We start from the raw sequence: 26,666 nt of genomic DNA, 5'->3' as shown, positions 1-26,666 counted from the left end.
GAAAGATTGTCGTGAACTCCATCAAGTTCAGCGTCACGGATAATAGCAAATAATAAAGATAAATTGTGTCATTTTTATTAAAAACTTGACATTTATATGAAATTTGGCGGGCATTTTAAGAAGGATTTGTTTCATATAAAAAATAAGCTGAATGACTGATTTTTATATATTTAGAGAATACAAAATAAAAATGGAATAAATGGATTTTAATCGTTTGTTATAAATAACTTAGGAAATATGAAAAAACATCGCGATTGTTCCTTTAAAAAAACAAGCATGGGTAAATTTCAACTTACCGCATGCTGTTTTTATCAGCAATTAGACTTATCTACATTTCAAATCGCTGTAATAACCATTTAGAAATCGCTTTCAATTGTTCAGGAATGACAGAATGAGGCATTGGATAACTCTGCCACGTAACATGATAGCCGCCCGCCGTTAAGGCTTCTTTTGCTAACATTCCAGCGGATAATGGTACAACATCATCCTGTAGACCGTGTTGCTGTAATATGGGTGTATTGCGATTCGCCGCACTTAATTCAGCGGGTAACACATCGCCCGTCGGCAAATAGCAAGACAACGCCATAATCCCTGCAAGTGGCTCAGGGAAACGCAGTCCAGAGAATAAACTCATGACTCCCCCCTGACTGAATCCCGCTAATACGATACGTTGGCTCGCAATACCCGCCGCGATCTGTTCATTAATTAATGCGGCAACCATTTTTTCCGACTCAAGCACGCCTTGCATATCGGCTCTGTCATGTAAATCCATGCTTTTAATATCGTACCAAGCGCGCATAACGTAGCCACCATTAATGGTCACGGCTTGCTCTGGTGCATGGGGAAAAATAAATCGAATAGCATGATCTGAAGGTAAGCCTAATGCAGGCACTACGGGAGCAAATCCGGCCCCCGAATCCCCTAATCCATGTAACCAAATAACCACAGCCGTAGCAGGCGTCTTAGGTTCGACAACAATACGCTCAAGAGAAACTGACATACTAAAAATTCCCAATTCGATATTAAACACTCATCAACTAAAAAATGATGATAAATCTATACGTTAAACACTCATCACCACTCGGGCACAGGTTATTCAGCATCCATGCCCAGCACATCTTGAATCGCACGTAACTGAGTATTTGAGTCCAATACTAAGCTCCAACGTACACCGCCACCATCGGCGATCAGCATAGGAGGCTGACGTCTCAAGCCGATATCCTCAGCACTCGCTTGCAGTACGATACTGGCAACGTTGAGGCGCACTTGAACCTCAAACTCAGTAACGATTAACTTACCCTGCGAAAAATCTAACACCATTATGATAACCGCCCTATGTGAAAACGCCGTCATCATAGCAAACTTGTGCTCTTTTACCGATGGCATTTCCTGACCAGCATTCAAGCCATTAAAGTTTGATTACATTTGAGCTAACAGTGAGATAACAAATCCAGTGAATTATCAGGTAAACTTTTGCGCTAATAGAGTGGGTTAACAGAAAACCAAGCTGAATTGATGGTCTTATCGCCCCAAACTCGAACTAACATACTTCATCATTAGGCTACTATAAATAATGCTTTCACTTCGTCGAACCGTCCTTTGCAGCACCCTAGTCTTTGCCCTGCAACTACTTCCCTGCGCTTATGCCAATAGCACTCCAAATACCTTAACCACTGAGCCTACTGCAACTGTTGTACAAGCAGATACGCAGCAGAACCAAGATGCATTGACCTACGCCAATTACACTGAAGTCAGCGTGAGTCATTTGGAACTAACTCTTACCGTCGATTTTAAGCAAAACCGCTTATCCGGTGAAGCCACCCTCGATTTAGCTTGGCATAAGGCGGGGAAAGAACTCATCTTAGATACTCGAGATCTGACGATTAACAGCGTAAGTGCTTTAAATACAGCTGGGAAATGGCAAAGCGTACCCTTCACCTTAGCCAAAACGAGCGATGTAAAAGGCGCCGCGCTAACCATCAAACTTGCCGATGAAGATACCCAAAAAGTTAAAATCAATTACCACACGTCGAATAATCCGTCTGGTATTCAATGGTTAACCCCTGAGCAAACCCAAGGTAAACAGTTGCCTTTTATGTTCAGTCAGAGTCAGGCGATTCACGCCCGCAGTTGGATCCCACTGCAAGATACGCCAGCCGTTCGCCAAACCTATAGCGCAATAATTACTGCCGATAAAGCCATCACTGTGGTCATGAGTGCCGATCGCAAAACCCTGTCGAGCACTCAGACCCAATTCACTATGCCGCAGGCTATTCCAGCATATTTGATTGCTATTGCGGCAGGACATTTAAAGTTTGCTCCCTTAGATAACATCTCGGGCATTTGGGCTGAGCCAGAGATCCTCGACAAAGCGAGCAAAGAATTTGCCGACACGCCAGAAATGATCAAAATCGCGGCTAAACGTTATGGCGATTACCCTTGGGGACGTTATGACTTGCTTATCTTGCCACCAAGTTTCCCCTTTGGCGGCATGGAAAACCCGCGTTTGTCTTTTATTACACCCACAGTGATCGCGGGTGATAAAAGCTTAGTGAGCCTCATCGCCCACGAACTTGCGCACTCGTGGTCGGGTAATTTAGTGACGAATGCCACTTGGCGCGATCTCTGGCTTAATGAAGGTTTTACGACCTATGTTGAGAATCGCATTATGGAAGACCTCTATGGCCGAGACCGAGCACTGATGGAGCAAACCATTGGCTACTCTGAATTGCTTGCAGAGCTTGCAGAACTTACTCCTGCCGATTCAGTGCTACATCTCAATCTCGGTAAACGTTCGCCCGACGAAGCCTTCAGCGGTGTCCCTTATATAAAAGGCCAGTTGTTCTTAATATTTTTAGAGCAAAAATTTGGCCGTGAACGCTTCGACACTTTTGTGAAAAGCTACTTCAATAATTTTGCATTTCAGAGTATTACTACGGCGCAATTCCGTGAATATTTATCTTTGAATCTATTAAACAAATATCCCCATCTTGTCAGTGAAGGTGAAGTGGATACTTGGATTGAAGGTCAAGGTTTACCGTCATTTCTTGTGCCGCCTAATTCCCACGCCTTCGATGATATCGATACCCAAAGACAAACTTGGCTCGAGGGTAAACTCAGTGCAAGCGAGTTGAAAACCAGCACTTGGACAGTCCACCAGTGGTTAAGATTCATCAATGAAATGCCAAGGATCAATCTAGATCAAACCGAACTTGCCGAGCTAGATAAGGCGTTCCATTTTACGGGCACTGGCAACAGTGAAATTGCTTTCGCATGGTATTCACTCGCCCTAGACAACGGCTATTACGCAGTACTACCCGCATTAAAACAACACTTAACCCATATTGGCCGCATGCGCTTAATCGTGCCTTTATATCAAAAGCTAGCAAGCTCTGATAAATACGACTGGGCCAAGAGTGTCTATCTCAAGGCTCACAGCGGCTACCATCCCCAAACCCAAGCAAGCCTAGATATGATGTTTGCCGACAAACCACTCGAGCATGAACATAGCCATTAGCGAGATAAAGAGCCATTAGCGGTTGCGACAATCATTAAGCCATTAGCACCATAAAAACAAAAAGCCCAAACCTTGGTTTGGGCTTTTGCTATTTAATCTTTAGCCTCGATTCATTCAACTCATACTGAACTTATACTCCACTCACATTGAGTCAGATAAAAGCCAAGTTCGAAGCCGAGCCCGAAGCCTAAAGATTAGTGGTGATGACCACCTGCACCATGGGCATGACCGTGGGCGATTTCTTCATCACTCGCATCACGGGCACCTACGACTTCAATATCAAATGTCAGTTCGCGGCCGGCTAATGGATGGTTTACATCCACAGTCGCCATAAACTTACCCATTTTAACGATAGTCACTTGGCGCTGACCTTGGTCGGTATTAACCACAGCTGTCATGCCTGGTTTCCACACAGTCGCACCCAGTAAATGCTTAACTGACACACGTTGGTGTGCGTCAGCATCCGCTACACGCTCACCGTAGGTTTCAGCGGCAGGCAAGGTTACAGTGAACTTTTCACCTATGGCTTTACCGTTTATCGCGTTTTCTACACCAGGCATCATGTTGTCATGACCGTGTAAATAGGCAATAGGATCGCGACCTTCGTTCGTCTCGATCACTTCACCTTTCTCGTCGCGCAGTGTGTAGTTAAACTGCACAACCATATCGTCTTTAATGCTCATCGAATATCCTTTGATTTTCTTCGATTTCAATTGTGGGCCGAGCTTAACAAAACTGCGCTTTTCACTCCACTTTTTTATCCGGCCTCAAAGCACTCAAAACCCGTAGCGAGCGCTCTTTGGCTACAGTGACAGTAACTACAATGATAGTCCTAAAGCGGTAAACACCTCTGGGCTTGGGAAGCCATCGGCAATCATCTGTTTGCTACGTTGAAAGGCTTGCAACCCTGCCATAGAGTTACGTCCCAACACACCATCAGGCTTACCAACATCAAATCCAGCCTCGTTCAGTTTTGTTTGCAGTTGCTTTACTTGCTCGCGGCTTAGGCGTGGTTGCTCAGGCGGACTGACTGTCAAGGGTTGTCCACCATTAATACGATCGGCCAAATGCCCAACCGTAATGGCATAAAATTCGGAGCGATTCCAACGCATGATCACATTAAAATTCTCATAACCTAAAAAGGCTGGGCCTGTGTGTCCCGCAGGCAAATACAGCGCAGCTTGAATATCGACGGCAGGCAAAGGTTGCCCATTCGACTGCGTTACATTGAGCGCAGCCCATTCCGATAACGACAAGGGCTGTTTCGCGCCTAAATGACTGTAACTAAAATCCTTTGGTAACAAGACTTCACGCCCCCAACGCTGATTACGCTGCCAACCTAAGTGCTGCAAAAAATTCGCGGCAGAAGTGAGCGCATCTGTGGTGCTATTCCATAAATCGGCCTTACCATCGCCATCGCCATCGACCGCATATTTGGCATACGCAGAAGGCATAAATTGCGTATGTCCCATAGCACCTGCCCATGATCCCACCATAGTGTCATCATCGAACTGATACTTTTCTTTCAGTTTTAAGGCTTGCATCAGCTCTATGGTGAAATAATTGCTACGGCGTGGCTCACAGGCCAAAGTCGCCAGCGAATTCAATACCGACATTTTGCCTTTATAGGAACCGTAGTTCGTTTCCAGCCCCCAAAAAGACAAGATATATTGCGGCGGGACACCGTATTTTTGCGCTAATTGATTGAGTAGAACACTGTGCTTTTGCAGTAAGCGGCGGCCTTCATTGACCCGCCATTCGGTCGCGCGCTTACTGAAATAATTATCAAATGTCTGGCTGAATTCGGGTTGCTGTTGGTCCAGCTCAATCACTCGAGGGACAAATTTCAAGTTCGCAATGGTAGAGTTTATCGTCGCCTCTGACAGGCCTTCTGCACGTGCCCGCGCTTGCAGTCCAGTCAAGCACATTGGAAACGCATCAGCATTAGATTGTACACTAGCACTGATATCGGGCATTTGATTGACTTCAGCAGCTATGCCACTTGCGTTAGTGCTGGTTGCATTAGCATTGGCACTCGCCGTTGGCGCACTTGAACAGGCACTCAGACTGACACAGGCGGCAATACTCGCAAACAGATAAGTTAACCCTTTAATTTTAATCAAATCAACAACTCCAATATTTGATCTCACAACAATCACACTGTTGTGGCTAAACACGACAATATTCCGTCTTCAAGAGGGAATTGCCCTAGAGAGATATTCGCCTTGGCATAACGAGTGAAAGGTTAGAATCTAAAACACCTTTAACGGCCAAGAGCATAGAAGACATGTTTCTCCGCCACGTAAAGCCCCTATCTGAGCCACATTTAGTCAGTAAAACAGCCTGTACCAAGGCGACTCATTACCAATAATCCTGACCCATAGTGACACGTAACACAATCCTTATCGCCATAAATACCTTGCGGCATAGGCTTATTGCTCAGTTATCCAACACAAAAAAATTCTTAACAAAGAATCCCTTGGTATCGCAGCACGTTACCGTATAATGAATAAGTTAACAGCACACATCAAAGAGACCTATCATGACTGAAATCAATGCGGCTTTGGCTGGCTTTATCAAAAATGTAAAACAACATCAGACGCTTTGGGGTCTAATGGATGAAACTGGCGAAGGCTGGGTCGTTTGTGATTCTTCAGAATTTGAAGACACAGATGTGATGCCATTATGGTCAAATGAAGCTACTGCAAAATCCCATTGCAGCGACGAATGGCACGACTATCAACCCGTTTCTATTTCATTAGAAGAATTTCTAGAATATTGGGTCTCAGATCTAAACGACGATGGTGTATTAATCGGTGTTGATTGGCAAACCGATGAAGATTGTCTTGAACTTGATCCGATTGTTTTAGCAAAAGATTTGGTTGATGTTGAAGAAGTTTAATCGCTTCAGTATGCCATTGATGGCATCAAGGACTGAGGTGCTCATTCCTTGATGTCTGCTATTCCGCTTATCGATATTCCCTTCGACAAACGCCATACTTGCTGGTTTTGTGGCGAACCGAGCCATCAACACTTCGAATATATCGCACACACACATACACCACATGCTTCGTTAGCTGTGCCCGCCTGCAGCGAATGTTTGCGATTAGCCAAACAACATACTCTTAGCTCCATTTGGGATTGTCGTATGGCCGTCAAAGATGCACTGATGCGTATTTATGCGAAACACCTCGCCATTGGGATTAATTGGACCGAAGAAGAGCTTGCTGAGTCCGAATTCTCCTGCAAAGTGTTTGAAGGTTTTAAAAAAAGTGCTTGGATGATGTACCAAATTGCCCGCGACCGTATCAATGCGCCCGGTTGGCCACTGGTATTAGAGGGCGAAGAAATTGACGACCAAGGTTATAGCGCAGGTTTTGAATTCGATGGCGTGACTTTTAATTCAGTCAATGCCGCTATCCAATACTATTCGACGCAATTCACTTTAGATCCACAGTTTTTTGCCGAACTGGTAAGCCTCGTCGGTCGAGCAAGATTCAACTATGCCTTAAGGCTCGCCCGTATCCATATCGCCGCCGCCAAAGAAATGAAGCGCCAAGTATTACACGATGTAGCAGCCGAATTAGCGTTATAACCACGCATGTTACAGATAGTGGGTTGGCAGATGTTTGCAGAAAAGCAGTTAAAAAAGTAGCAGTTGAAAGAATGTGATTCAAAAACCGTATTAAAAACTGTTATTAAAGCGTTCCTTAAAAACACTAAACCTACCGATGATCGACTCAAGGTCAATCACCGATAGTTCGAATCTCAAAATGCGATCAGTGATTGATCACTTGTCTTAATCTTTCTTGCACCACTTCCACCAGCAAATCCGGTTGGAACTTAGAAATAAACTTATCACAGCCCACTTTTTCAACCATGGCATGGTTAAAACTGCCACTCAACGAAGTATTTAAGGTGATGAATAAATCCGACATAGCTTTATCGCTACGCACTTCAGAAGTGAGCTTGTAACCGTCCATTTCGGGCATTTCGGCATCGGTAATCATCATCAATAATTCTTTGGCAACTTGTTTACCTTCATCACGCCATTTCTGCAATAACGTCAGTGCTTGTAAGCCATCAGATGCCTCAATAATTTCGATACCCAGTTGGCCTAACGTTTCACGCACTTGACGTCTGGCGGTCGATGAATCATCCACAATCAGAATTTTTCTACCTGGCATTTCATGGACTAAGGTTTCGTCGAGTACACCTTCAGATAAACGGATATCGTAGTGAATGATCTCCGCCAAGACTTTTTCTACGTCGATAATAGACACTAACTGCGACTGACCTTGATGCTCTATGCGAGTAATTGCCGTTAGATAATTATTACGCCCAGCCGTTTTCGGCGGTGGCATAATATCGCTCCAAGTCATGTTGATAATGTGTTCAACCTTACCGACTAAGAAACCCTGCACACTACGGTTATATTCTGTGATGATCATATTGGCATCTTCGTTAGGCGGCACGGGCTTAAACCCTATGGCCGAACGTAAATCAATCACGGGGATAGAAATCCCACGAATATTAGCAACACCAGAAATATGCGGATGACTACCCGGCATCGCATTCAAGGGAGGAAGCTTGACGACTTCTTTTACTTTAAAGACGTTAATGGCAAATAACTGCGTGGAATTAATGCTAAAGAGCAACAACTCAAGTCGGTTCTCACCAACGAGTTTGGTACGCTGATCTACGGTTGCAAGTACGTTTGCCATAATGCTGCTTCTCTACTCTTGAGGAAAATCCTTTCCCCACATGCGACGGATTAGCTCAAATTATAGCGGTAAACTCCCATGAAGAACCATGCCGAGAGTCTATTTTATCTAAAAATTACAACCACTCTCGCAAAGTTCGGCCATAAACTTAGTTTAGCGCATCTCAGATATCCGCATCCCTAAGCTGATATCTTCAGATAATACGCGGCATTGCTAATATTTGGTCTTAGTGCTAACGCAATCATTTAATCCTAACGATTCAATTTAGGTTAAGCATCAACTCTAACGCCTAACGCAATATTTTCTGGGCGAGCACCATACCCGCAAGATTAAAGGCATTTCTATCGCGGACAATCTTAAATCCCAGCTGGTGCAATACCGTTAACAACTCACTATGATTAAAGCGATTCTGCTGTGGATGCTCAAATAAGCGTCGGCTCAATGGATTACAAATTGCGGCACGATATAAATCCTCTATCACAAAGTATCCGTTCGGTTTCAGCACCCTTGCAACTTCCTTAATGGCCGCTTGCCAATCTGGAATATGGTGGAATACGGCAAAATCAAACACCATATCAAACTCGCTATCGGCAAAGGGTAAACATGTTGCATCAGCAACCGAGAAACTCAGCCCTTTTAATCCTTGCGGCCGAGATTGCCAGCGGGATTGTGCGGAGGCAACCATGTCAGGGTCGATATCCACGGCCGTGATATGTCCCGCGCCAAAATGTTCGCGGATCAACTGAATGCCGTTACCAAACCCACAACCTATTTCTAATGCGCGTTCGCACAAAGCCATAGGTTTTGGCATCATAGAGGTCAATAAGGGCGCTTCGAGATGATTTTGTAGCCAAAAACGTAATGGATGCTGAACGATCTTTTTCTCAAATGGATTTAATTTCATGCCATCCTCTCACTATGGGTAAACTACTGTTGAATAATTTTACTGATCGAACTGCCATTATGGTACGTAATGATAGGAACATAAGTTCACCAGAGGCCACGATGAAATTACCTCTTTTTCCATTACCCATTTGTTTATTGCCCGAAGGTTACACGCAACTGCGGGTATTTGAACCTAGATATAAGCGCTTGGTCGCCGAATCATTAAAGTCAGGCCAAGGCTTTGGCTTATGTATGCTTGAAGAGGATGGTAAAACCATTCAGCCCATAGGCACCTTAGTGCATATTATTGATTTTGAAACCTTACCAGACGGACTATTAGGGATCAGTATTCAAGGTTCTAAACGCTTTAAACTTGATAAAATCAGTGTCGAAGCCGATGGTTTAAAACGCGGAGACGTCAGTTTAATCGACAATTGGCCTGCTGTACGTATTGCGACCGATGAACGTTACTTGAGTCAAATGTTACAAAACATTCTTAAGGAATATCCGCAACATCTCAAGCACTACCAAACAGAACAGTTCGATGATATCGCTTGGGTCTGCCAGCGCTGGCTAGAAATATTACCCGTACAAGCATCCGAAAAGTACACCTGCATTAATGCCTTAGATCATATTATGACCCGAGATCTATTGCGGGCCGTCATTAAATAATGCTGTGAATGATCCTTTATTTAAGCCACTTCGTATTGATTGAAAGTTTGACAACAAAAATGGGCTCAGAAGTGCAACACACTTCTCAATTTTGTCGTTACTGATATCACACTCAGCACTCACGACTGCGATAAGAGCGAAAATAATGGAAAATATTCAATCACAAAGCAGGCAAACTCGGTATCATGTCCCAATCACGTCTCTGACTAATTCGGCTATGGATAACGAAATTCCAGCTTCCCAAACCTGCGAGCCTCAAGCGGATGCTTTAATCACGTTTATGCTACAAGTAGCAGACAACCGAGACAGAGCCGCCTTTGGTCACTTATTCCAGCATTTCATGCCCAAGATCCGAGCCTTTGGTTTACAAAGACTGAATCAACAAGGGTTGGCGATGGATTTAGTACAAGAAACCATGACCAGCGTTTGGACTAAGGCTCATCTATATAATGCAGAAAAAGGGTCAGTGACAACTTGGGTGTTTACCATCATGCGTAATCAATGTTTCGATATGCTTAGACGGGTACAACACAATAGAGAAGATACTTTCGGTGATGATATTTGGCCGCTGTGTGATGCGACCATGGCTCAGGACACACTCACTGATCACAAGTTGACGGCTAAATTACTCCAACATCTTGATGCCCTTCCCATAGCACAAAGACAAGTTGTGCAAGGCATTTACATGCAAGAACTCACTCAACAAGAGCTAGCCGATGCCCTAAAGGTACCAATTGGGACCATAAAGTCCCGTTTAAGATTAGGGCTAGAAAAGTTGAAAAGCTTCTTGGAGACACACAATGATTAAACATCATCCCCAACAAGAATTACTCGTGAGCCATGCTAATGGGAACTTACCTTTATCAATGGCGATAGCAATATCCGCACACTGCGACCTATGTGAGACTTGTCGAGAGCAGCTTGCCCTATTCACAGAACAAGCTGCAAATTTAGCATTAAATCCTGATGGCGGTCATGCTGCAAATGATACGGGCGAAGAGTTGATGCACAGAGAGTATGTTAAGGTGCAACACTCAGGCGACAATCAAGAATCGGCATTGGACATTGACGCTATGATGGCGCAAATCATGGCTCAACCGGCAGCGACAAATGTGCCTAATAACGCCCCTATCGATGTCGACATAAAGCAACAGCATTACACTGTGCCCTCGGTGTTTCGTCAGCATTTGGCCCGTCCATGGCAAATATTAGGCAAAGTCAGTCGCATGCGTTTTGATGTCGACGAAACGAACACCCGCGCTAGCCTATTGCATATAGATGCCCAAGGTGAAATCCCCCAACATACCCATAAAGGTTATGAACTAACACTATTACTAGCCGGAGAGTTTTCCGATCTTAATGGTGACTATGTGCCAGGTGATTTTATCGTGCTTGACGGCCAACATCATCACTCACCGAAAACCATTAACGGTTGCTTATGCTACACAGTATTAGATGCACCGCTGCATTTTACCAAAGGTCTGAGTAAGCTACTCAATCCCATAGGTGAACTGATTTATTAAACCTTTTGACTGAGTTTTTAAACAACAGCAAACGCATAGATTCATTTATAAATTCAGTTTAATAATTCCATTACATAAATGACTATGATTAATCCCATTAAAATGACCTATTTTAGTGGGATTTTTTATAACATTTACCTATAAAACGGCAATATTAACCTTAGTCAATTACCACAAAAATAAAAACCAACCTATAAACAGACCTGACTATTCCTCTTTAAATCAAGTAAATAGCCACGAAAAATACACTTTAATTCAACATTAGCAAATAAATAATGACATCGAATAAAAATTAAACTTGCATAAGCCATTTTTATTGATATACTGCACGTCGTTTTGAGATACACCTTGTTGTTTACCTTTTTAACCCAGCCTGATATTTAGCAATCAGAGTTCGGTCCTCATAAAGAAAGCCTACTACAAGCAAAACCCCATAAGCTCAATCATTCGATATCACTAAAATCATGTGGTTATGTCTGTGAACTTACCGTTCTCCTTGTTGTCATAGTATTGTCATTAAGCTATGGTCAACTGGTTGAATCGAGTTATTCCATTGACGTAATCGACAACATGAAATATTTATCGATTAAGCATCTCTTGATTAATGAATCAAAGATGGGGTAACCTCGATACTCAATAGAACGAATCTTTCGCACAATTGCTAAGGATATTTTATAGTTACAACTATCTCACCTATGGGTGAATTAACAAAAAGGAGTGTGGCATATGTCATACAAAATTAATGGACATGAAATTACAGTGAACTTCCCTGTAGATTCAATCTCAGTAAATAAAACCTCAATTGCTTTTACCGATCGTCAAGGTAAAAACAGACAGACTTTTTCTAAACGTACAGAAGCAATCAGCTTTATGAAATGGTTATTGTCCGCGAACAAATAAGTCAAAAAGTAAGTAAAACGATAAGTTAAAAATTAATACCGCAGTACCCGTTTACTCAAGTGTATTTAATCGGTTTCCATTATCTTCGCAGTACCGAGCACTTAAGTAGACTGATAGCCGAATGTCACGAACACGCTATCCTTTTTTACGTCATTATGACGAGCACATTTGGTTCAGGCTGTATCTCTCTCACACAGATACCTGCCGAACCAAATGAGTCAAATCCAGCGTTAGATCACCTCTTTCCATTGCAGCATCCGCTAATATTCATACACATGAATACTGTTCAGCACATCATCTATGCCAAAACCCAATACTCAAATTGCCATGCAAACCTTGATAAACCAGATCAAAGAGACTATTACACTCAATTTAGAAGAAGCACAACTGTGCCAGGGACAATGTTTAGGTTGTTCGAAGAAAATGCTGGAAATGTTAGATGCCGAAATCAGTTATTGGCAATTTAGTGAGGTGACGCCTAGCCTAAAAGATTTAAAAAACCTCGAAAACATTGGCCGTCGTACCTATAAAATTCTTAAACGGAACCAGTTACTGTCTTAATCGCTTGTATTTGCATTTGACTATTTATGGGGCGTTTTACTTACGCGACTTAAAATAAATTCAAAACTTAACTGACAATATGACCCTAATAGAAATCACATTGCCAGTTTTATCTTAGCTATTGTCGATAGCCGTTAAAAATCACAAATCGATAGGCTCAACTTCTAGATTCTGCCAACCTTGCGCGAATATCTGCTAAAGAATATTCCGTTAATAGTTCACCATCGGCAAATACGGGAACAAACTCGCAATTGTTGACATCTTGCCAGCTGGCTTGATCTTTAAGATAAAATTGACCCTGCTCATCTTTAAATACCGCTACTAAACCCTTAGCGGATTTTTTAGTGCCATCATCAGTTTTAGGATCTTTAAATATTTCTCTGTCTTTACCATCAACTTTCGCAAAGGTCGCTTTCACGGCATAACCGTCAGTATCTCGGGTCACGTGTTGATAGGTAAAACTGCCTATCCCAAACACAATATTGGTTGACGCAAAACCTTTTGCCTTTAAGCCAGCACAAATGGCTTCAGCACGTTCAATGGTGATTGAATCGCCATAGATCAGTCCAACATGGCTATTCAGCGCTTTGTAACCTTTGGCAGTTGTGCTACCCCCAAAGACGTCCCACAGACACTCAATAGCGCCTTTATATTCAGGACTCCCGATTGGTGCTTGTGGATCGCCACAAATGATTTTCACAGGGCAACCCGTATCAGGCCTAAACACCACTTTGCCATCGCGGGCAAGAATGCGGTCTTTTAACGCTAAGGTGAATTCTGTCATCACCTGCCAAAAATCCCAAGAATCTGAAACAATGCTGACAATGCCCGTTGGGTAAATATCTTCAATCAGACGGCGGAACGTCTCTAATTCATTCTCCATGCCACCCGCGCACATCACGCTGTGCTCCGTTGCAGGCACACTGCCACCGACAAGTTCTTTATCACTATCGGCACAGTAATATTGCTCAAGAAAATCAATGGCGGGTATGGTATCAGTCCCAGTAAAACTGAGTAAATGTGCGGCGCCGCTCATGATCGCGGCCTCCGCACCATACATGCCACGGAAACTAAAATCGTGACCCTGCCAATCAACAAAAGCGATGTCACCATCGGTTTCTAGCGCGTAAGTCTCAAATATTTTGCGGTATTGCAGCGCGGTAGTGGCACTGGTACACATACCCCACACATTAGCGGAAAGGATGGTTTCGAGATAATTGGTCAACCAAAAGAACCGCTCATCGGTATTGTACAAAATCAAGCAAGGCACTTTTAATGGATATACTGAGCCTTCAGGTAATGCCATAATTTTAATTGGTAAATAGCCTAAATCATGCAACTCCTCAATATGCTGAGTGCCAACATTATTCGGCCCGAGATAGTTATTGATACGGCGGGAGAATTGACGAATGACCTGATCTTTGGGTTGTTGAAAGAAATCACGGTTCCAACTGTCAATCAAGAAATGCTTGATAAAATATTGCAAGCCAAAAAACACCATTTGGTCAGTGTAACCACGACGGGATTTACGGGCAGTCAGGTTACTAAAAATCACCTGAGTATTATCGGGATATTGACGACGGTGGTCGACTTTGTAGCCATCAATGGCGGTAACAGGATTCAAGTACATAATATTTTCCTTAATGATTCATATAACTCAAAACAGCATGGCAATGACAGAACTCGCTCGAAATATGTGTGGGGACACCTAAACTATCGGTACAAAATAATCTGTCTATGCCCGACTCTCGCAGTACCAACTCGCTGGCCTTATCTTCATAATGTGACACGATCAAAATAACGCTTTGTGCACCCTTTTGCTTTAATTTGATGGCAAGTTCAATAAAGGTTCTGCCACCCGCGCAAATGTCGTCAACGATTAAGCAGGTTTTACCCGATAAGTCATCACAGAACACTTCGGTAGCGATAATATGCCCATTGACCACATCACGATGTTTATCGGCCCTGATCACCGGCATTCCCTGTAACGCTTTAGCTAAGCCGAATACTTTTTTATTCGCACCCGCATCGGGCGAGACTAACACTAGCTCACCCGATAATTGGGCAGTGATAGCGGCGACAAAGCTGTGATTGTCTATAACCTGAACTCGGTCTAACAATGCGGCGGTGACATCACTGTGAGGGTCAAATACAGTGACCGAAGCATATTGCTGCTGATTAATCAGGCTAGCATAGACTTTTACCGATAAGGCCTCACCGGCATTACACACTCTATCTTGGCGAGCGCCCGGCATATAAGGCAGTAACAGATCAATTTGCTCGGCCCCACTGCGATGCAATGCATCAGTTAACAACAAGAGTTGCATGATGGAATGATCGCCACGATAACCGAAGAAAACTGTGACGCGTTTCGCTGGAGGAACCAGTAGTTGAACATGGTTTTCCCCCGCACCAAATTGAAATAAACGGTAGTGAGTCTCATCGCTAGCTGCGGGTAACCGATAAAAATCGGCTTGCGAACATTGAGCGTGAGAAGCATCTTGAGACGTCTGAATATGTTGAGACATAGTAACCTCCTGTCTGTGGCAAGATTGCCGAAATTGACGGCGCCCTTGTTGTCTACATGAAGAATAGTGTCTTAAAGACATTATTGTGTAAAGTTGATTTTTAGACTATTTCAGACGGAGCAACCTGAAATGTTATGCTTAAATGGCATATAGTGTCCTTTAGACACTATTGATAGGCGCGACAACTAAGAAACCACAACATGGGTATCGAGTAATACAAGAACCGGAGACATTAAGGCAAAATCAGTAATTAAACAGCCTTTACTGATTCAAAGTCACCATGAATAAGGCATAAGCAGTCGCCGTTACTCATATTGAGCAAGGCGAATATCTGGCTTAAATCCATATTCACTGTGATCAACATTCTAAATTTCTTAAGAAGCGATACGATGCGGTATTGGGTTTCAAGCGGTATAAATTAGCAGGACGACCACGTTCGGTGCGCTTTAATCCCGTATCGATCAATAAATCAGCCTGTTCAACCCGCCGACGAAAAGATTTACCTTGGATAGGCTTGCCCAGTAAAACCTCATGTACATGCTGCAGTTCTGGCAAGGTAAAAGGTTCAGACAGTGCAAATCCTGGGACTAAAGAATATAAGGCTTTTTGTGTTAAACGTTCCCGCGCTTGCTCAATTAACTGCAGATGATCAAACGCCAAGGGCATCTGCAACACATCTGCTAATGGCCACCACTTAACATCACTCACTGAATCAATCTGGATCTGACACGCTTGATAACTCATCAAGGCGGTATAACATACAGTCACAGACCAGCCTCTTATATCACGACTACGATTACCCACAGTGCATAGCTGCTCAATATAAGGTGGCACTACCGCGGTTTTCTCATGTAGTTTACGTAACACGGTTTGCTCAAGGGATTGATCGCAATTTTCATCGATAAACCCACCAGGTAATCCCCATAAACCTAAAAATGGATGATTTGAGCGTTGTACTAAGAGTACTTTAAGTTGCTGATCGTGATAGCTAAACAATACGGCATCCACTGTCAGTAGCTGAGCCTTAAAAACCTTAGGATCATAATTAGCGAGATATTCCGCTTCAGTCATTGATATTCCCCATCGTTACAAATCATCAGCTTAACTTAGTATTACACAGCTTCAAACATATTATGTCTTAGCGTCACTAAGTCAATGATCAGAGGCACAGAATAAGCCACTTTGCCCAAATTTACGCTGATAACGTGGCAACATGGTCTCGTTCCCGAGTAAGCCACCTTGGTGGATATACATCACAGGACGAAAGCCTCCGCCTTGTAAATATTCCTCAAGCACAATAAAACCTAAGGGATCGTAGAGTAATTCAAACTGCACGCCTGAGGCGCAGACCCGCTGCCACATGGCATAAAATTCCGGATAAAGTTTACCAAAATGATATTTTTTGCCGACATTCACAATCTGTGGATGCTCACTGGTATTGGAATTAAGTAAGGAAAATTGCAAGCGCAAATAATCATCGCTACCGACGACGGCACAAGTCACGACGCGAATATCCGTTTGCTGACGGATAAAATACTGATTTAAAAATAACGCTGTCGTTCCCGTCCCCGAAGGTAAAAACACCGTTAAATCAACCAATCCATTCGCCTTCGCAAACTGTACTATCTCTTGCGCCAATCTATTTACCCCGTATTCAGCGTAAGCACAACGACCCCCCTCAGGAATAAAAAGCGCCGTCGGCTCATTCACGAGTACTTGAGCCTCGATATAATCTTGGCAACTCAGTCGCACATCGCCCACTTGCGCTGTAGGGTCAGGCCTAGCATTAAGATTTGACAAAACGTGAGGTTCAGATTGCGACTGAGTGCACGCCTGCTTTTGTGCTATTAACACACTTAAATCGATAATATTAGCGCCATTCGCTAAAGCGGCAGCGTAATTGCCCGTGGGATGTTTAACCACTTGACTGGCAATATGATCTACATAAAAATCACACTGCCAGTCTTTCATCTTTGCTAATTCTGACAATGAATACAGTGAGTTAGCTAATGGCGAGCCGTGACCTATCACCTTGCTGATGCCTGCAAACTCATGATCTAAAAAATAGCCGAATTTGCGAGCTTTATTGCCACTAAACGCCGGATGCAGTAAATCATCACGTTTTAGGAAAATGTCTCTGCCAGCAAAGGCAAATGTATCAACAGGGGAATTTGCAAACATCAAGCTACTCAAACGATTAAATTCTCTGGTTTTTAAACCAGTTAAGGGAAGGCTAGTGTAACTCCGCCCTTCCTGTTACGCCCTTAAGAAATTATCAATTTGGCGAAAAACTAGTGAAAATGACACATGAATCTCGAATACATATAATTAACCCATTGATTATGAATAATTTAAATAGTTGGCATAGTTATCGCTTAGACATTGACATATATTCAATTTATCGAAGCTAACGATAAAGGCTAACAGGGTAAACATAAGGAGCTTTCAATGGCTGTATTACGCTTAATATTCAACATAGCTTGGTTTGTACTCGGCGGATTTGTAATGGGACTCGCTTGGTGGCTCGCAGGTATCCTGTGTTTTATCAGTATCATTGGTATTCCCTTCGGCCGCGCCTGTTTTGTTATCGGCGAAATGACCTTTTGGCCCTTCGGCCAAGAACAAATGAACCGTCGCCACTTAACTGGACGTGAAGACTTGGGCACAGGTGCATTAGGCATGGTAGGAAATATCATTTGGTTCTTACTGTTTGGGATCTGGTTAGCCATAGGGCATTTGATCCACGCCTTAGCTTGTTTTGTGACGATTATCGGTATTCCCTTTGGGATACAGCATCTTAAGTTAGCTTTACTCAGCCTCACACCGATAGGCCAAACCGTAGTGGCTAAAGCTTAATAAGACAATGTGTTAACTGCGCTATTCACTCTCGATTATTTGGTTTCAAGAGTGGATAGCGCTTTGTCATCCCATACAGCAAATATCGCTTCGTTTAAGGCTATTTCTTCCTCCAATAAATCGTTGCAATCATATTGAGTATTGGCAGGCTCACTATCCACAGAAAACTGCACTTGCGGCTTAGTCGCCCCCACAATGTCCAACAGATAATGCGCCAGTTTTGCGGGTGCATCTATAGCGGCATCGTGACCACAATACGCGAGTACAATCAAATCGGTGTAAAAATGCCGTGCTAACGCCTTACTCGATGCCATACTCACCAGCGCATCACGGTCACCGCAGAGCACAGTTATCGGCACTTCCACTGTCAATGGACATTGGTATTGAAAAGCCGCCCAAAGTTGTCGCCATACATTGCGTCTACTTGGTGTGGTATCGCGGCGAAACTCACTCCACTTGACAATTAACTCTCGATCTCGCCGATGACGAAAACTGGTTAAACGCACTATAGTCGACTCGATTGGATGTAAAGCGTTACCCCGAGCCCGCATGAAAAAAGCCTTCAATGCATTCAGCGGATTAAATCTTTGATACCAAGACGATAAATTCGCCGCACTGCTGTTTAATACAAAGGCATGCCTTATCTGCCAAGGTCGCTGGCATGCCATTTCCAGCGCCAACATACCTCCCATAGACAAGCCGAGGAGATAAATAGTCTCCCCTTCCTGTACCAGCTCATCCAATTGCTGCCACACGGCATGAGCATAATCAGCAATCTTAAGCGGACTTAATTCGTGGGATAGCGTCCCATTGCCCGGAAGATCCGGTGTCAGCACTCGCAATCCCTTTTGTCGCAGACGCTGATCGAAACCATTCCAATGGCGCTGATCACGCATTAATCCCCTTAATAACACCCAAGTGGTCATGACTGAGACTCCCGATACCAATAATGCCGTGCGCACTCTGTCAGCTCAGTCAAACGTTCAGGTGTTAACTGCTCTAACGATTGGGCATAGGCCGCTTCCATCATAAATTGCATGAGTACTGTATGCCTGCGTAAAATCCTGTGGTGACGATGTGTTTTTTGTGGATTAAAAAAGCCAGCAAAATTAAATATTTGTCTAGGATTCTTCTTTATCCATGCCCAAGATCCCATCTCTAATGTCAAAGGTAAAAATGGCACCTGAGCAGAAGGATCAGCCACTTGGTGCTGGCGATAGAGATAATCCCAAATATCACCATGAGTGCGATAAAACTGGCTCTGCGGCGCCAACCGATAATGGCCGTGATGGGGATAACTCTGTTCAAATAATTGTTTTAGATGAAAAATATAATTGGCATTTTCGAAGGCGGTACGGGTATGAGCGTAGGGGAACCAGATATGATCACTCAAGCCAAATCCCGAGTGGGCATCGAGCGAAATCAAACTTGTGCTGCGACTCAACAGTTGTTGTACATAGGCAACTAAGCCCGCAGTTTCCAGCTCCATTCCCCCAATACCGCGATACCAGGGCAGCCGTGACGATATACGCTGTCCTCCCACCATAAAGGACACTTTTTCACGGGATTCTATCGGAGCGTTACGCATCAAATCCACTTGATTACCATTGCCCCGCGTTCCCATGAATAACCCAACAGGATTCACTACAGGTACAAAAGCTAACCGAAGGCCCGTTAACATCTGTTGTAGGTGTTTATCCCAAACAAGCCGCTGCAATAAACTGTTTAACAATGCCAAAATAACTTGAGATCCAATACGCTCAACCCCATGCACGCCACCCACAAAGAGCACTGTCGGACAAGGCGTATCTGTACCACCTAACTCAACACTGTAAAGGGGGAAATGCTCTTGGCGGAATGGAATGTCGGCAAGGATCTGATAATCCAACTTAAGATGATGAGTATCAATGAGTTGCTGCAGCGTATCTAACTCAAATGGAAGCTCAAAAGGAAGTTTCTTCATGTCACCTTAATCAATAAAATGAGAGAACAACTCATGCCGTTAAAGTGATACTAATAGTGAACAAAGACAAAATGATGACAAACTGCATATCAGAAGTGACTTTACGGGGAAATAAGCGGAAAAATAGCGAGTAAAACAAAGAATAAACTATCCTAAAACCCTACATTAGTCTTCACGATAAAGTAGCTCTCCAATGATGGTTTCTACGTCAACCTGCGCTAAACCTTGGTCAACAATATCTCGCCAACGCCGTCCCTCTTCTGTATTACGAAACGCGATATAGAGCTGCTTATTCGCCAGAATTTGCCGATTGATTTGCAACTTTGTCGCCAGCGGCTGTAAGGGCTTTTGCTTGAGTAAATAGTGCAGAACGTTGACATCAATCACCGCGGCATCAATCCGACCTGCGGCAACTTTTTTGACATTATGCTCATCCGAAGTCACAGGTTCAGTCCGCTGTACACCGGAAACGATCATGCGATCTAAGGCCTGAGTATTCACATAATCTTTCACCACACCTAAGGTATAGCGATTAAGATCTTCAATATAATTCCAACTTACTGGATGGGACTTTTGCTCCACCAGCCCCAATGGACTTTCGCCAATCGGTTTTGAAAAGATAAACTTTTCTGTCTCTACATAGTATTCAGGAAAATAACCTATGTAGTCAGAGTTCGGCATTGTCGTAAGTTTGACAGCGCGGCTCCACGGATAGAAATCCACGTCTAATTGGTGTCCCATAACGTTCAGCGCCGCCCGTACCACGGCAATACTGGCACCCTGCTCCGTTAATTGCTCTCCTGAATAAGGCGGCCAAAGTAAAGAAGTGAGCATTAAGGTATCCGCTTTCGCTACGCTCAATCCCATAAAGGAAAGACAATACACAAGGAGCATTGAACGCCATCGAACCATTTAGTACTCCTTTGCCTGCATGGATTTACGACTACATCATCGACAACTCAACGCTTTCGTTTTTATCTGCCGAGATTTTATGATTGGTTAGATTTTATGACTGGTTTTAGTATAGCCATCAAGCCACAGTGGGGAAGTGAAGTTTTGTTACAATTAGAATAACGACATTAGCAGCAAAAGCTAACTCAAAGTACAGCTTGGCTTGATGGTATGACTCGCCGACTTTTTCATTAGCCAATTAGCTTGTTCGTTTATCTGCTAACCGAAATAGCTAGACAGAATAAAATTCAAGCCGCATTGCGCGGCTTGGAAGTCAAATATCAATAGTATTAATCAACTCAAAGCCAAATGACTTAAGCATTAATATCTTCATATAACTCTTGATACATCAGCTCACGCATTTTGAATTTCTGAATTTTTCCCGTCACTGTCATTGGATACTGATCCACAAACTTGATGTAGCGCGGCACTTTAAAGTAGGCGAATTTCTCGGTGAGAAAATGACGAATATCAGCCTCTGTAATCACGGCTCCTGAGCGGACTTTGATCCAAGCACACACTTCCTCGCCGTATTTATCGCTTTGAACGCCAAAGACCGCCGCATCCTGCACATCTTTATGGGTGTAAAGTTTCTCTTCAATCTCACGGGGATAAATATTCTCGCCGCCGCGAATAATCATATCTTTAATGCGCCCCACAATTTGCACATAACCTTGCTCATCCATTTGGCCAATATCGCCCGAATGTAGCCAGCCTTGACTGTCTATGGTTGCCGCCGTTTTCTCAGGATCATTCCAATAACACTGCATAATGCAGTAACCGCGACTACAAACTTCACCGGGTTGATTAATTGGCAGCACTTCGCCAAATTCATCGACAATTTTTACTTCGGTATGGGGTAAAGCACGGCCAACGGTGAGAACGCGTTTCTCTACGGGTGAGTCGATTTCAGTAATGTGATTGAGCGGACTGCATTCGGTCTGACCATAGCCAATCAGCACTTCCTTCATATACATGAGATTTTGTACACGTCGCATCACTTCTTCAGGACAAGTTGCCCCCGCCATCACGCCGGTACGTAAGGAACTCAAATCAAAACGAGCAAATTCTGGGTGTTCCAACTCGGCAATAAACATGGTCGGTACGCCATGCAAAGCGGTGCAACGCTCTTGCTCAATCACTTGCAATGTCGTCAGTGGATCGAAGGATTCTCCGGGGAACACAGCAGCTGCGCCTTTAGCTATGCAGACTAAACTGCCGAGTACCATGCCAAAACAATGGTATAAAGGCACTGGAATACAGAGTTTATCGTGACAGGTAAACTTCATCGCCTCTGCGACTAAATAGGCATTATTCAATATGTTATGATGGGATAAGGTCGCACCTTTCGGGCTGCCCGTCGTGCCAGAGGTAAACTGGATATTAATCGCATCGTACGGGCTTAATTCCTTAGCAATACTCTCGAGCATTATCCTGTCAGCGGCGGTCACATCAACGATCAAGTCATCAAAATTCAACATACCGACGGATTTCTCCGCGCCCATACGGATCACAAATTCAAGCTCAGGTACGGCTTTAGCTTGTAATTTACCCGCTGGGCAAGAGGTTAGCTCAGGCGCCAATTCATATAGCATCTCAAGATAATTGCTGGATTTAAACTTATCGGCACAAATCACTGCGCGACAACCCACGTTACTTAGCGCGTATTGCAACTCTTCAGGACGATACGCAGGATTAATACACACCATGATGGCGCCAATTTTAGCGGTCGCATATTGAGTTAAACACCACTCGATATTGTTAGGCGACCAAATCCCTACCCTATCACCAGACTTAATACCGAGTTTTAAGAGTCCTGTGGCGAGCGCATCGATTTGGGCAAGATATTGGCGGTAATTCCAGCGGATATGTTGATGGTGTACGACGACAGCTAATTGGTCGGGATACTTTGCCGCAATCTCATCAAGATATTGACCTATGGTCTTCTCAACGAGTTTCGGTGATGACTCGCCTCTAAACTCGCTAACATTGAGCGGGCTTATAACTTGGCTTGTAGGAACTGACATTAAGGCCTCCGTGCATTTATTATTATGGTTAGCGAGGTCCAAACTAACCAATCCACGGATCATGTCACAAGTAAAAAAGCACTTTATTAGACTAAAGAGTAAGACAAACGATTAGATAACAATCCATTAAAGCCCAGTGCTAACGGCTGATAAACTCAAAATGAGCACTCGACTTAGGCATATTTAAGCTTTGTAACCGCTCAACAATAGCCAGTAACACGCCTTGGCGACGCATATTTTCTAACACGCCGGGGCTAAAAACCTCGAGTCGCGTCATGGCCGTCAACAGCAACTTACATTGTGCGATACTCGCATCACGAATATAGGCAGGTTTATCGACTAAGTAACTGTTGTTATACCAATAGTCCCAAGTGAAATTAGCCAATAACCAACCTTGCGTTGTCAGGTCATTAATAAATTCCAGCATTCGCTCATGACTTAAGATCACATCACCCGCCGTAAAATCCTTAAGATATTTAGTGTATAAACCACAATCGGATGTCATTGTTGAAGTCCCCATAATACACCTCACAGGTTTTGGTTGCCTCTGCTGCCACAACTTGTACGACACCAGTCACACACCGAGATCGAATTTGACGCTTTGCCTTAGAAACGAGAATTTGCATAAGGCATACCAAATAAGATTGCTGTCAACAGGCTAAGCCACGTTATCTGAACGGAAACTTAATCAAACTCACAATATTTGATATGGGTGACGAACTGGGGTATTCGACAAAATTCAGATAAACTCAGCGGTATTGAAGCGCTTAACGGCAACTATGAGTAAAGGAAACAAGATGAACTACTGGCTTATGAAATCGGAACCAGACGAATTCAGCATAGATGATCTTAAGGCTTGCCCTAACCAAACCGAAGCTTGGCATGGGATCCGTAACTATCAGGCGCGTAACTTTATGCGCGATGAGATGCAGATGGGCGACAAGGTATTTTTTTACCATTCAAGCTGCAAAATACCCGGTATTGTCGGCATAGCAGAAGTCGTGACAAATGCGTATCCCGACAGCACAGCCTTCGATCCCGAATCGAAGTATTTCGACCCTAAGTCAGATCCAACCAAACCAAGATGGCTGCGAGTGGATATCCGCTTTGTCGAAAAATTTAACGAGATGATTCCCTTAAGTTTGATAAAAAGTTTACCCCAACTGGCGGACATGTATTTAGTGGCTAAGGGGTCAAGACTCAGTATCCAACCTGTGACCGCCGAACAATGGCAAGCCGTACTCATGTTAACCCGCTAGAAAGCAATCTTGAACCAGAACGTTCAGCTATAGTTCATTTCGCATCGCCTATTGTTGGCCACATCCAGCATTGGACACAACATCAACTCAATGCCCCTTAGGAGTACAGATGAATAAATTGACCTCAGTGGTAATCACAGGACTTGTCCTCAGCTTAACGATGTCCATCTCAACCTTTGCTAAAGATGACCATGAGCACCATAAAAAGGATAAAAGTCTACCGCCGGGATTACAGAAAAAAGTTGACCAAGGTCAGCCACTGCCACCCGGTTGGCAGAAAAAACTCCACCGTGGTGATGTGCTTGAACATGATATTTATGATCGCGGCCGCATCGTAGTGCCCTTAGACAGAGATGGCATCATTAGCATTCAAGTCGAAGGTGCACTAATCAAACTCGATAATAACAGCCGTAAAATCCTCGATATCGTCAATATCATTACCGATTAACTTCCCATGGCAAAATGGCATTTATAACTGACACTTTTATAACTACGCCCAGCGCTTATCTGGGCGTTGAGTACTGCTTAATACTGCTTTGATCTATCAAAAAACGTTGTCAGTAAGACAATTTATCATCCCAGTCCTCACTCAATAACGTTCTAACTTACAATAAAGCAACATATTGATATTTATCATATCTTTACTATCTGGCTATTGGTCGTAAATTGGCTAAATGCTAGACTCATGCAGGGTGAAAAGATATCGAACAGAACAAGATAAGTGTCACCTAAAAATACTCATGCGGCTAAGGCAAAATCTTAATTGAATTCATAGCATCCCGATAATGACCGTAGACTAACGCTGGATTTTTGATAATGGAAAACACCTCACTTCAACGGGTTAAGCAGGCAATTATTGCGGGGTTCTGGGCATCACTCGCCAGTATTTCTGTGGGGTTTCTATTTAAACTCTGGCTAGCACAATGGGTTGCCAAAGCTGATCTAGCGCTCTATCACACAGTGATCGACATTATCTCACTGTCGCTAATCCTAATGACGGGATTTCGCTCCTCTATGGTGGTGACCTACTCCCAGACCAAGCAAGATGTGGATATCACCAATATATTCCGCTACAGCTTGATCGCTATGGTACTACTGACATGGGGCTTAGTTTTACCCTATATCAAGCACAAACTTCAGCTCAATGTAGAATATTTTCAATTGGTTGGGATTATTCTGAGTATGGGGCTCAAGGTCTATTTTACCAATCAAATTGCCATGTACCGGCTATATGCCATCTCCAATAGAGTCACTTGGTTAGAGCCGCTCGCGCAAGTGACTAGCTTTTTATTATGTTTCTATGGCTTAAAACAAACCGCCATTGCATCACTCTTTTACAGCATGACACTGTCATCGCTCATCGTTGCCTTATATATGTACTTAAAACGGCGCAAAGATATTGCCACTCCGCCCTTAAGTGCAGTGCATTTTGATACGGGTTTACGCAGTTTTATGAAGAAAAGCCTGACGGCGTCCATGGAAGCGGGGGCCAGTATCTTGATGATTTACATCACCGTACTGCTGACTATTGCCTATTTCAGCATAGATGAACTGGGTGATTTCCAAGTGGTGGTGCGGCCGATGATCACTTACCTCACCCTGCTTTTTGTCTTTCCCATCTACCGTTTTGTGCTGCCCGAAGTCGCAGTGTGCGTACGAGAAAAACGCTTTGACGAAGTGCAACAAATTAAGTCATGGCTGACAAAAGTTTCTTTGTGGATCAGCGGTATTTTTTTTGTCGTTATGGTCTTTGCGAGCAAGCCGTTAGTCGCTTGGTTATTCCCCGAGCAATACATTAAAGCGGCCCCAGTATTAATGCATTTCTCCATGTTTTTTATATTTATGATGCTCAATGGCTACCAGCTAGCTTATATAAAAGCTCATGGCTACTTTACTCAAAGCCTACTTATTCGCCTTGCTGGTATCGCAGTACTGGTCGGTACTTTCTACGCTTACCGCCTGTATACGGAGAATGTCGTCGCGGTGATTTTAGCCTTAGGCACAGGCTATCTGATGATGTATTTTATTTCAAAAATCATAGAGAGAAATATTAAAAATAAATAGCAAATATAAAATAATTTAAAAAACCTTTCATTAAACCCACAATAACATTAATCATTCATTGCTAATAATACTTTATAATGAATTAACCTGGTAAACCTGCAAATAATACTTTCTAACGATTGATATATGATAATTATAAAATAAACAAAAAAAGTAAGCAAAATAACCAAATAAGAAACACTCAGTTACAATTAATATCTCGCGAAAAAACAAATAAAATCACAAAAAATAATAAC

At 43.4% G+C, this 26,666-nt stretch carries 27 protein-coding genes; 12 read left to right on the top strand and 15 right to left on the bottom strand.

Annotated elements, in window-relative coordinates; all coding sequences use genetic code 11:
• Nucleotides 1–328: 328 nt before the first annotated feature.
• Nucleotides 329–1,000: an alpha/beta hydrolase gene (locus tag L5M28_RS08405; protein ID WP_263203068.1), complete on the bottom strand. Its 672-nt coding sequence runs from the start codon at nucleotides 998–1,000 to the stop codon at nucleotides 329–331.
• Between the two features lie 92 nt (nucleotides 1,001–1,092).
• Complete coding sequence (locus tag L5M28_RS08400) at nucleotides 1,093–1,320, bottom strand: DUF3389 family protein (protein ID WP_106651841.1); 228 nt, start codon at nucleotides 1,318–1,320, stop codon at nucleotides 1,093–1,095.
• Nucleotides 1,321–1,573: 253 nt separating this feature from the next.
• Between L5M28_RS08400 and L5M28_RS08395 the strand changes: the two genes are divergently transcribed.
• The gene (locus L5M28_RS08395) at nucleotides 1,574–3,517 is read left to right on the top strand and encodes a M1 family metallopeptidase (RefSeq protein WP_263203066.1); all 1,944 of its coding nucleotides are present in this window, start codon (nucleotides 1,574–1,576) and stop codon (nucleotides 3,515–3,517) included.
• Nucleotides 3,518–3,711: 194 nt separating this feature from the next.
• Here L5M28_RS08395 and L5M28_RS08390 read toward each other — a convergent pair whose 3' ends face one another.
• Together L5M28_RS08390 and L5M28_RS08385 are read right to left on the bottom strand one after the other, a co-directional pair.
• On the bottom strand, nucleotides 3,712–4,200 hold the full coding sequence (locus tag L5M28_RS08390) for a peptidylprolyl isomerase (RefSeq protein ID WP_105252202.1): 489 nt from the start codon (nucleotides 4,198–4,200) through the stop codon (nucleotides 3,712–3,714).
• Nucleotides 4,201–4,335: 135 nt separating this feature from the next.
• Complete coding sequence (locus tag L5M28_RS08385) at nucleotides 4,336–5,640, bottom strand: lytic murein transglycosylase (RefSeq protein WP_263203065.1); 1,305 nt, start codon at nucleotides 5,638–5,640, stop codon at nucleotides 4,336–4,338.
• 419 nt (nucleotides 5,641–6,059) lie between these two features.
• Between L5M28_RS08385 and L5M28_RS08380 the strand changes: the two genes are divergently transcribed.
• Together L5M28_RS08380 and L5M28_RS08375 are read left to right on the top strand one after the other, a co-directional pair.
• Nucleotides 6,060–6,419 (top strand): DUF2750 domain-containing protein, encoded by a 360-nt coding sequence (locus tag L5M28_RS08380; protein WP_028759614.1) that lies wholly within the window; start codon nucleotides 6,060–6,062, stop codon nucleotides 6,417–6,419.
• A gap of 51 nt (nucleotides 6,420–6,470) precedes the next feature.
• Entirely contained in the window at nucleotides 6,471–7,112 is a 642-nt protein-coding gene (locus L5M28_RS08375; protein WP_263203062.1) for a hypothetical protein, read from the top strand.
• 184 nt (nucleotides 7,113–7,296) lie between these two features.
• Here the strand turns inward: L5M28_RS08375 and L5M28_RS08370 are convergent, their stop codons facing one another.
• Both L5M28_RS08370 and L5M28_RS08365 read right to left on the bottom strand, forming a co-directional pair.
• On the bottom strand, nucleotides 7,297–8,241 hold the full coding sequence (locus L5M28_RS08370; RefSeq protein ID WP_105252200.1) for a chemotaxis protein CheV: 945 nt from the start codon (nucleotides 8,239–8,241) through the stop codon (nucleotides 7,297–7,299).
• A gap of 289 nt (nucleotides 8,242–8,530) precedes the next feature.
• Complete coding sequence (locus L5M28_RS08365) at nucleotides 8,531–9,145, bottom strand: class I SAM-dependent methyltransferase (protein ID WP_263203060.1); 615 nt, start codon at nucleotides 9,143–9,145, stop codon at nucleotides 8,531–8,533.
• A gap of 101 nt (nucleotides 9,146–9,246) precedes the next feature.
• On the opposite strand from L5M28_RS08365, the gene L5M28_RS08360 reads away from it, so the two are divergent.
• From L5M28_RS08360 to L5M28_RS08340, 5 genes are all read left to right on the top strand, one after another.
• Nucleotides 9,247–9,798, top strand: coding sequence for an LON peptidase substrate-binding domain-containing protein (locus L5M28_RS08360; protein ID WP_028759610.1), 552 nt, complete (start codon nucleotides 9,247–9,249; stop codon nucleotides 9,796–9,798).
• Nucleotides 9,799–9,943: 145 nt separating this feature from the next.
• Nucleotides 9,944–10,606, top strand: coding sequence for a sigma-70 family RNA polymerase sigma factor (locus tag L5M28_RS08355; RefSeq protein WP_028759609.1), 663 nt, complete (start codon nucleotides 9,944–9,946; stop codon nucleotides 10,604–10,606).
• Nucleotides 10,599–11,321 (top strand): ChrR family anti-sigma-E factor, encoded by a 723-nt coding sequence (locus tag L5M28_RS08350; RefSeq protein WP_263203058.1) that lies wholly within the window; start codon nucleotides 10,599–10,601, stop codon nucleotides 11,319–11,321. Before L5M28_RS08355 ends, L5M28_RS08350 begins: the two co-directional genes overlap by 8 nt.
• A 726-nt stretch (nucleotides 11,322–12,047) precedes the next feature.
• Nucleotides 12,048–12,221 carry a hypothetical protein gene (locus tag L5M28_RS08345; RefSeq protein WP_006082106.1) on the top strand — a complete coding sequence of 58 codons (174 nt, stop codon included), beginning with the start codon at nucleotides 12,048–12,050 and terminating at the stop codon, nucleotides 12,219–12,221.
• A 300-nt stretch (nucleotides 12,222–12,521) separates the two neighbouring features.
• Nucleotides 12,522–12,782, top strand: a complete 261-nt coding sequence (locus L5M28_RS08340; RefSeq protein ID WP_263203056.1) for a hypothetical protein — start codon at nucleotides 12,522–12,524, stop codon at nucleotides 12,780–12,782.
• A gap of 157 nt (nucleotides 12,783–12,939) precedes the next feature.
• Here L5M28_RS08340 and L5M28_RS08335 read toward each other — a convergent pair whose 3' ends face one another.
• The 4 genes from L5M28_RS08335 to L5M28_RS08320 form a co-directional block, all read right to left on the bottom strand.
• A complete protein-coding gene (locus L5M28_RS08335; RefSeq protein WP_263203055.1) occupies nucleotides 12,940–14,412 on the bottom strand; it encodes a nicotinate phosphoribosyltransferase in 1,473 nt (490 codons plus the stop codon).
• Nucleotides 14,413–14,422: 10 nt separating this feature from the next.
• Nucleotides 14,423–15,310, bottom strand: a complete 888-nt coding sequence (gene prs / locus L5M28_RS08330) for a ribose-phosphate diphosphokinase (RefSeq protein WP_263203054.1) — start codon at nucleotides 15,308–15,310, stop codon at nucleotides 14,423–14,425.
• A gap of 357 nt (nucleotides 15,311–15,667) precedes the next feature.
• Complete coding sequence (locus L5M28_RS08325) at nucleotides 15,668–16,381, bottom strand: NUDIX hydrolase (protein ID WP_263203052.1); 714 nt, start codon at nucleotides 16,379–16,381, stop codon at nucleotides 15,668–15,670.
• An 81-nt stretch (nucleotides 16,382–16,462) separates the two neighbouring features.
• Nucleotides 16,463–17,491: a pyridoxal-phosphate dependent enzyme gene (locus L5M28_RS08320; protein ID WP_263203050.1), complete on the bottom strand. Its 1,029-nt coding sequence runs from the start codon at nucleotides 17,489–17,491 to the stop codon at nucleotides 16,463–16,465.
• Nucleotides 17,492–17,758: 267 nt separating this feature from the next.
• Here L5M28_RS08320 and L5M28_RS08315 point away from each other — a divergent pair, with 267 nt between their 5' ends.
• The gene (locus L5M28_RS08315; RefSeq protein ID WP_263203048.1) at nucleotides 17,759–18,166 is read left to right on the top strand and encodes a YccF domain-containing protein; all 408 of its coding nucleotides are present in this window, start codon (nucleotides 17,759–17,761) and stop codon (nucleotides 18,164–18,166) included.
• A 35-nt stretch (nucleotides 18,167–18,201) separates the two neighbouring features.
• Here L5M28_RS08315 and L5M28_RS08310 read toward each other — a convergent pair whose 3' ends face one another.
• From L5M28_RS08310 to L5M28_RS08290, 5 genes are all read right to left on the bottom strand, one after another.
• Nucleotides 18,202–19,092 (bottom strand): alpha/beta fold hydrolase, encoded by an 891-nt coding sequence (locus tag L5M28_RS08310; RefSeq protein ID WP_263203046.1) that lies wholly within the window; start codon nucleotides 19,090–19,092, stop codon nucleotides 18,202–18,204.
• On the bottom strand, nucleotides 19,089–20,129 hold the full coding sequence (locus tag L5M28_RS08305; RefSeq protein ID WP_198573683.1) for a M14 family metallopeptidase: 1,041 nt from the start codon (nucleotides 20,127–20,129) through the stop codon (nucleotides 19,089–19,091). Before L5M28_RS08305 ends, L5M28_RS08310 begins: the two co-directional genes overlap by 4 nt.
• A 165-nt stretch (nucleotides 20,130–20,294) precedes the next feature.
• Nucleotides 20,295–21,041, bottom strand: a complete 747-nt coding sequence (locus tag L5M28_RS08300; RefSeq protein ID WP_173244227.1) for a substrate-binding periplasmic protein — start codon at nucleotides 21,039–21,041, stop codon at nucleotides 20,295–20,297.
• Between the two features lie 353 nt (nucleotides 21,042–21,394).
• Nucleotides 21,395–23,107 (bottom strand): AMP-binding protein, encoded by a 1,713-nt coding sequence (locus tag L5M28_RS08295; RefSeq protein ID WP_263203043.1) that lies wholly within the window; start codon nucleotides 23,105–23,107, stop codon nucleotides 21,395–21,397.
• Between the two features lie 139 nt (nucleotides 23,108–23,246).
• Entirely contained in the window at nucleotides 23,247–23,627 is a 381-nt protein-coding gene (locus tag L5M28_RS08290) for a DUF6508 domain-containing protein (RefSeq protein WP_263203042.1), read from the bottom strand.
• Between the two features lie 277 nt (nucleotides 23,628–23,904).
• Between L5M28_RS08290 and L5M28_RS08285 the strand changes: the two genes are divergently transcribed.
• The 3 genes from L5M28_RS08285 (at nucleotide 23,905) to L5M28_RS08275 (ending at nucleotide 26,430) form a co-directional block, all read left to right on the top strand.
• On the top strand, nucleotides 23,905–24,366 hold the full coding sequence (locus L5M28_RS08285) for an EVE domain-containing protein (RefSeq protein WP_263203040.1): 462 nt from the start codon (nucleotides 23,905–23,907) through the stop codon (nucleotides 24,364–24,366).
• Between the two features lie 109 nt (nucleotides 24,367–24,475).
• A complete protein-coding gene (locus L5M28_RS08280; protein ID WP_168827409.1) occupies nucleotides 24,476–24,814 on the top strand; it encodes a hypothetical protein in 339 nt (112 codons plus the stop codon).
• A gap of 368 nt (nucleotides 24,815–25,182) precedes the next feature.
• On the top strand, nucleotides 25,183–26,430 hold the full coding sequence (locus L5M28_RS08275) for a hypothetical protein (RefSeq protein ID WP_263203038.1): 1,248 nt from the start codon (nucleotides 25,183–25,185) through the stop codon (nucleotides 26,428–26,430).
• Nucleotides 26,431–26,666 lie beyond the last annotated feature (236 nt).

It is taken from the genome of Shewanella sp. SW32, assembly GCF_025653365.1.
GTDB lineage: Bacteria > Pseudomonadota > Gammaproteobacteria > Enterobacterales > Shewanellaceae > Shewanella > Shewanella oncorhynchi.
Note: the sequence above shows the minus strand (reverse complement) of the source record. Positions and strands in the feature narration are given on the sequence as shown.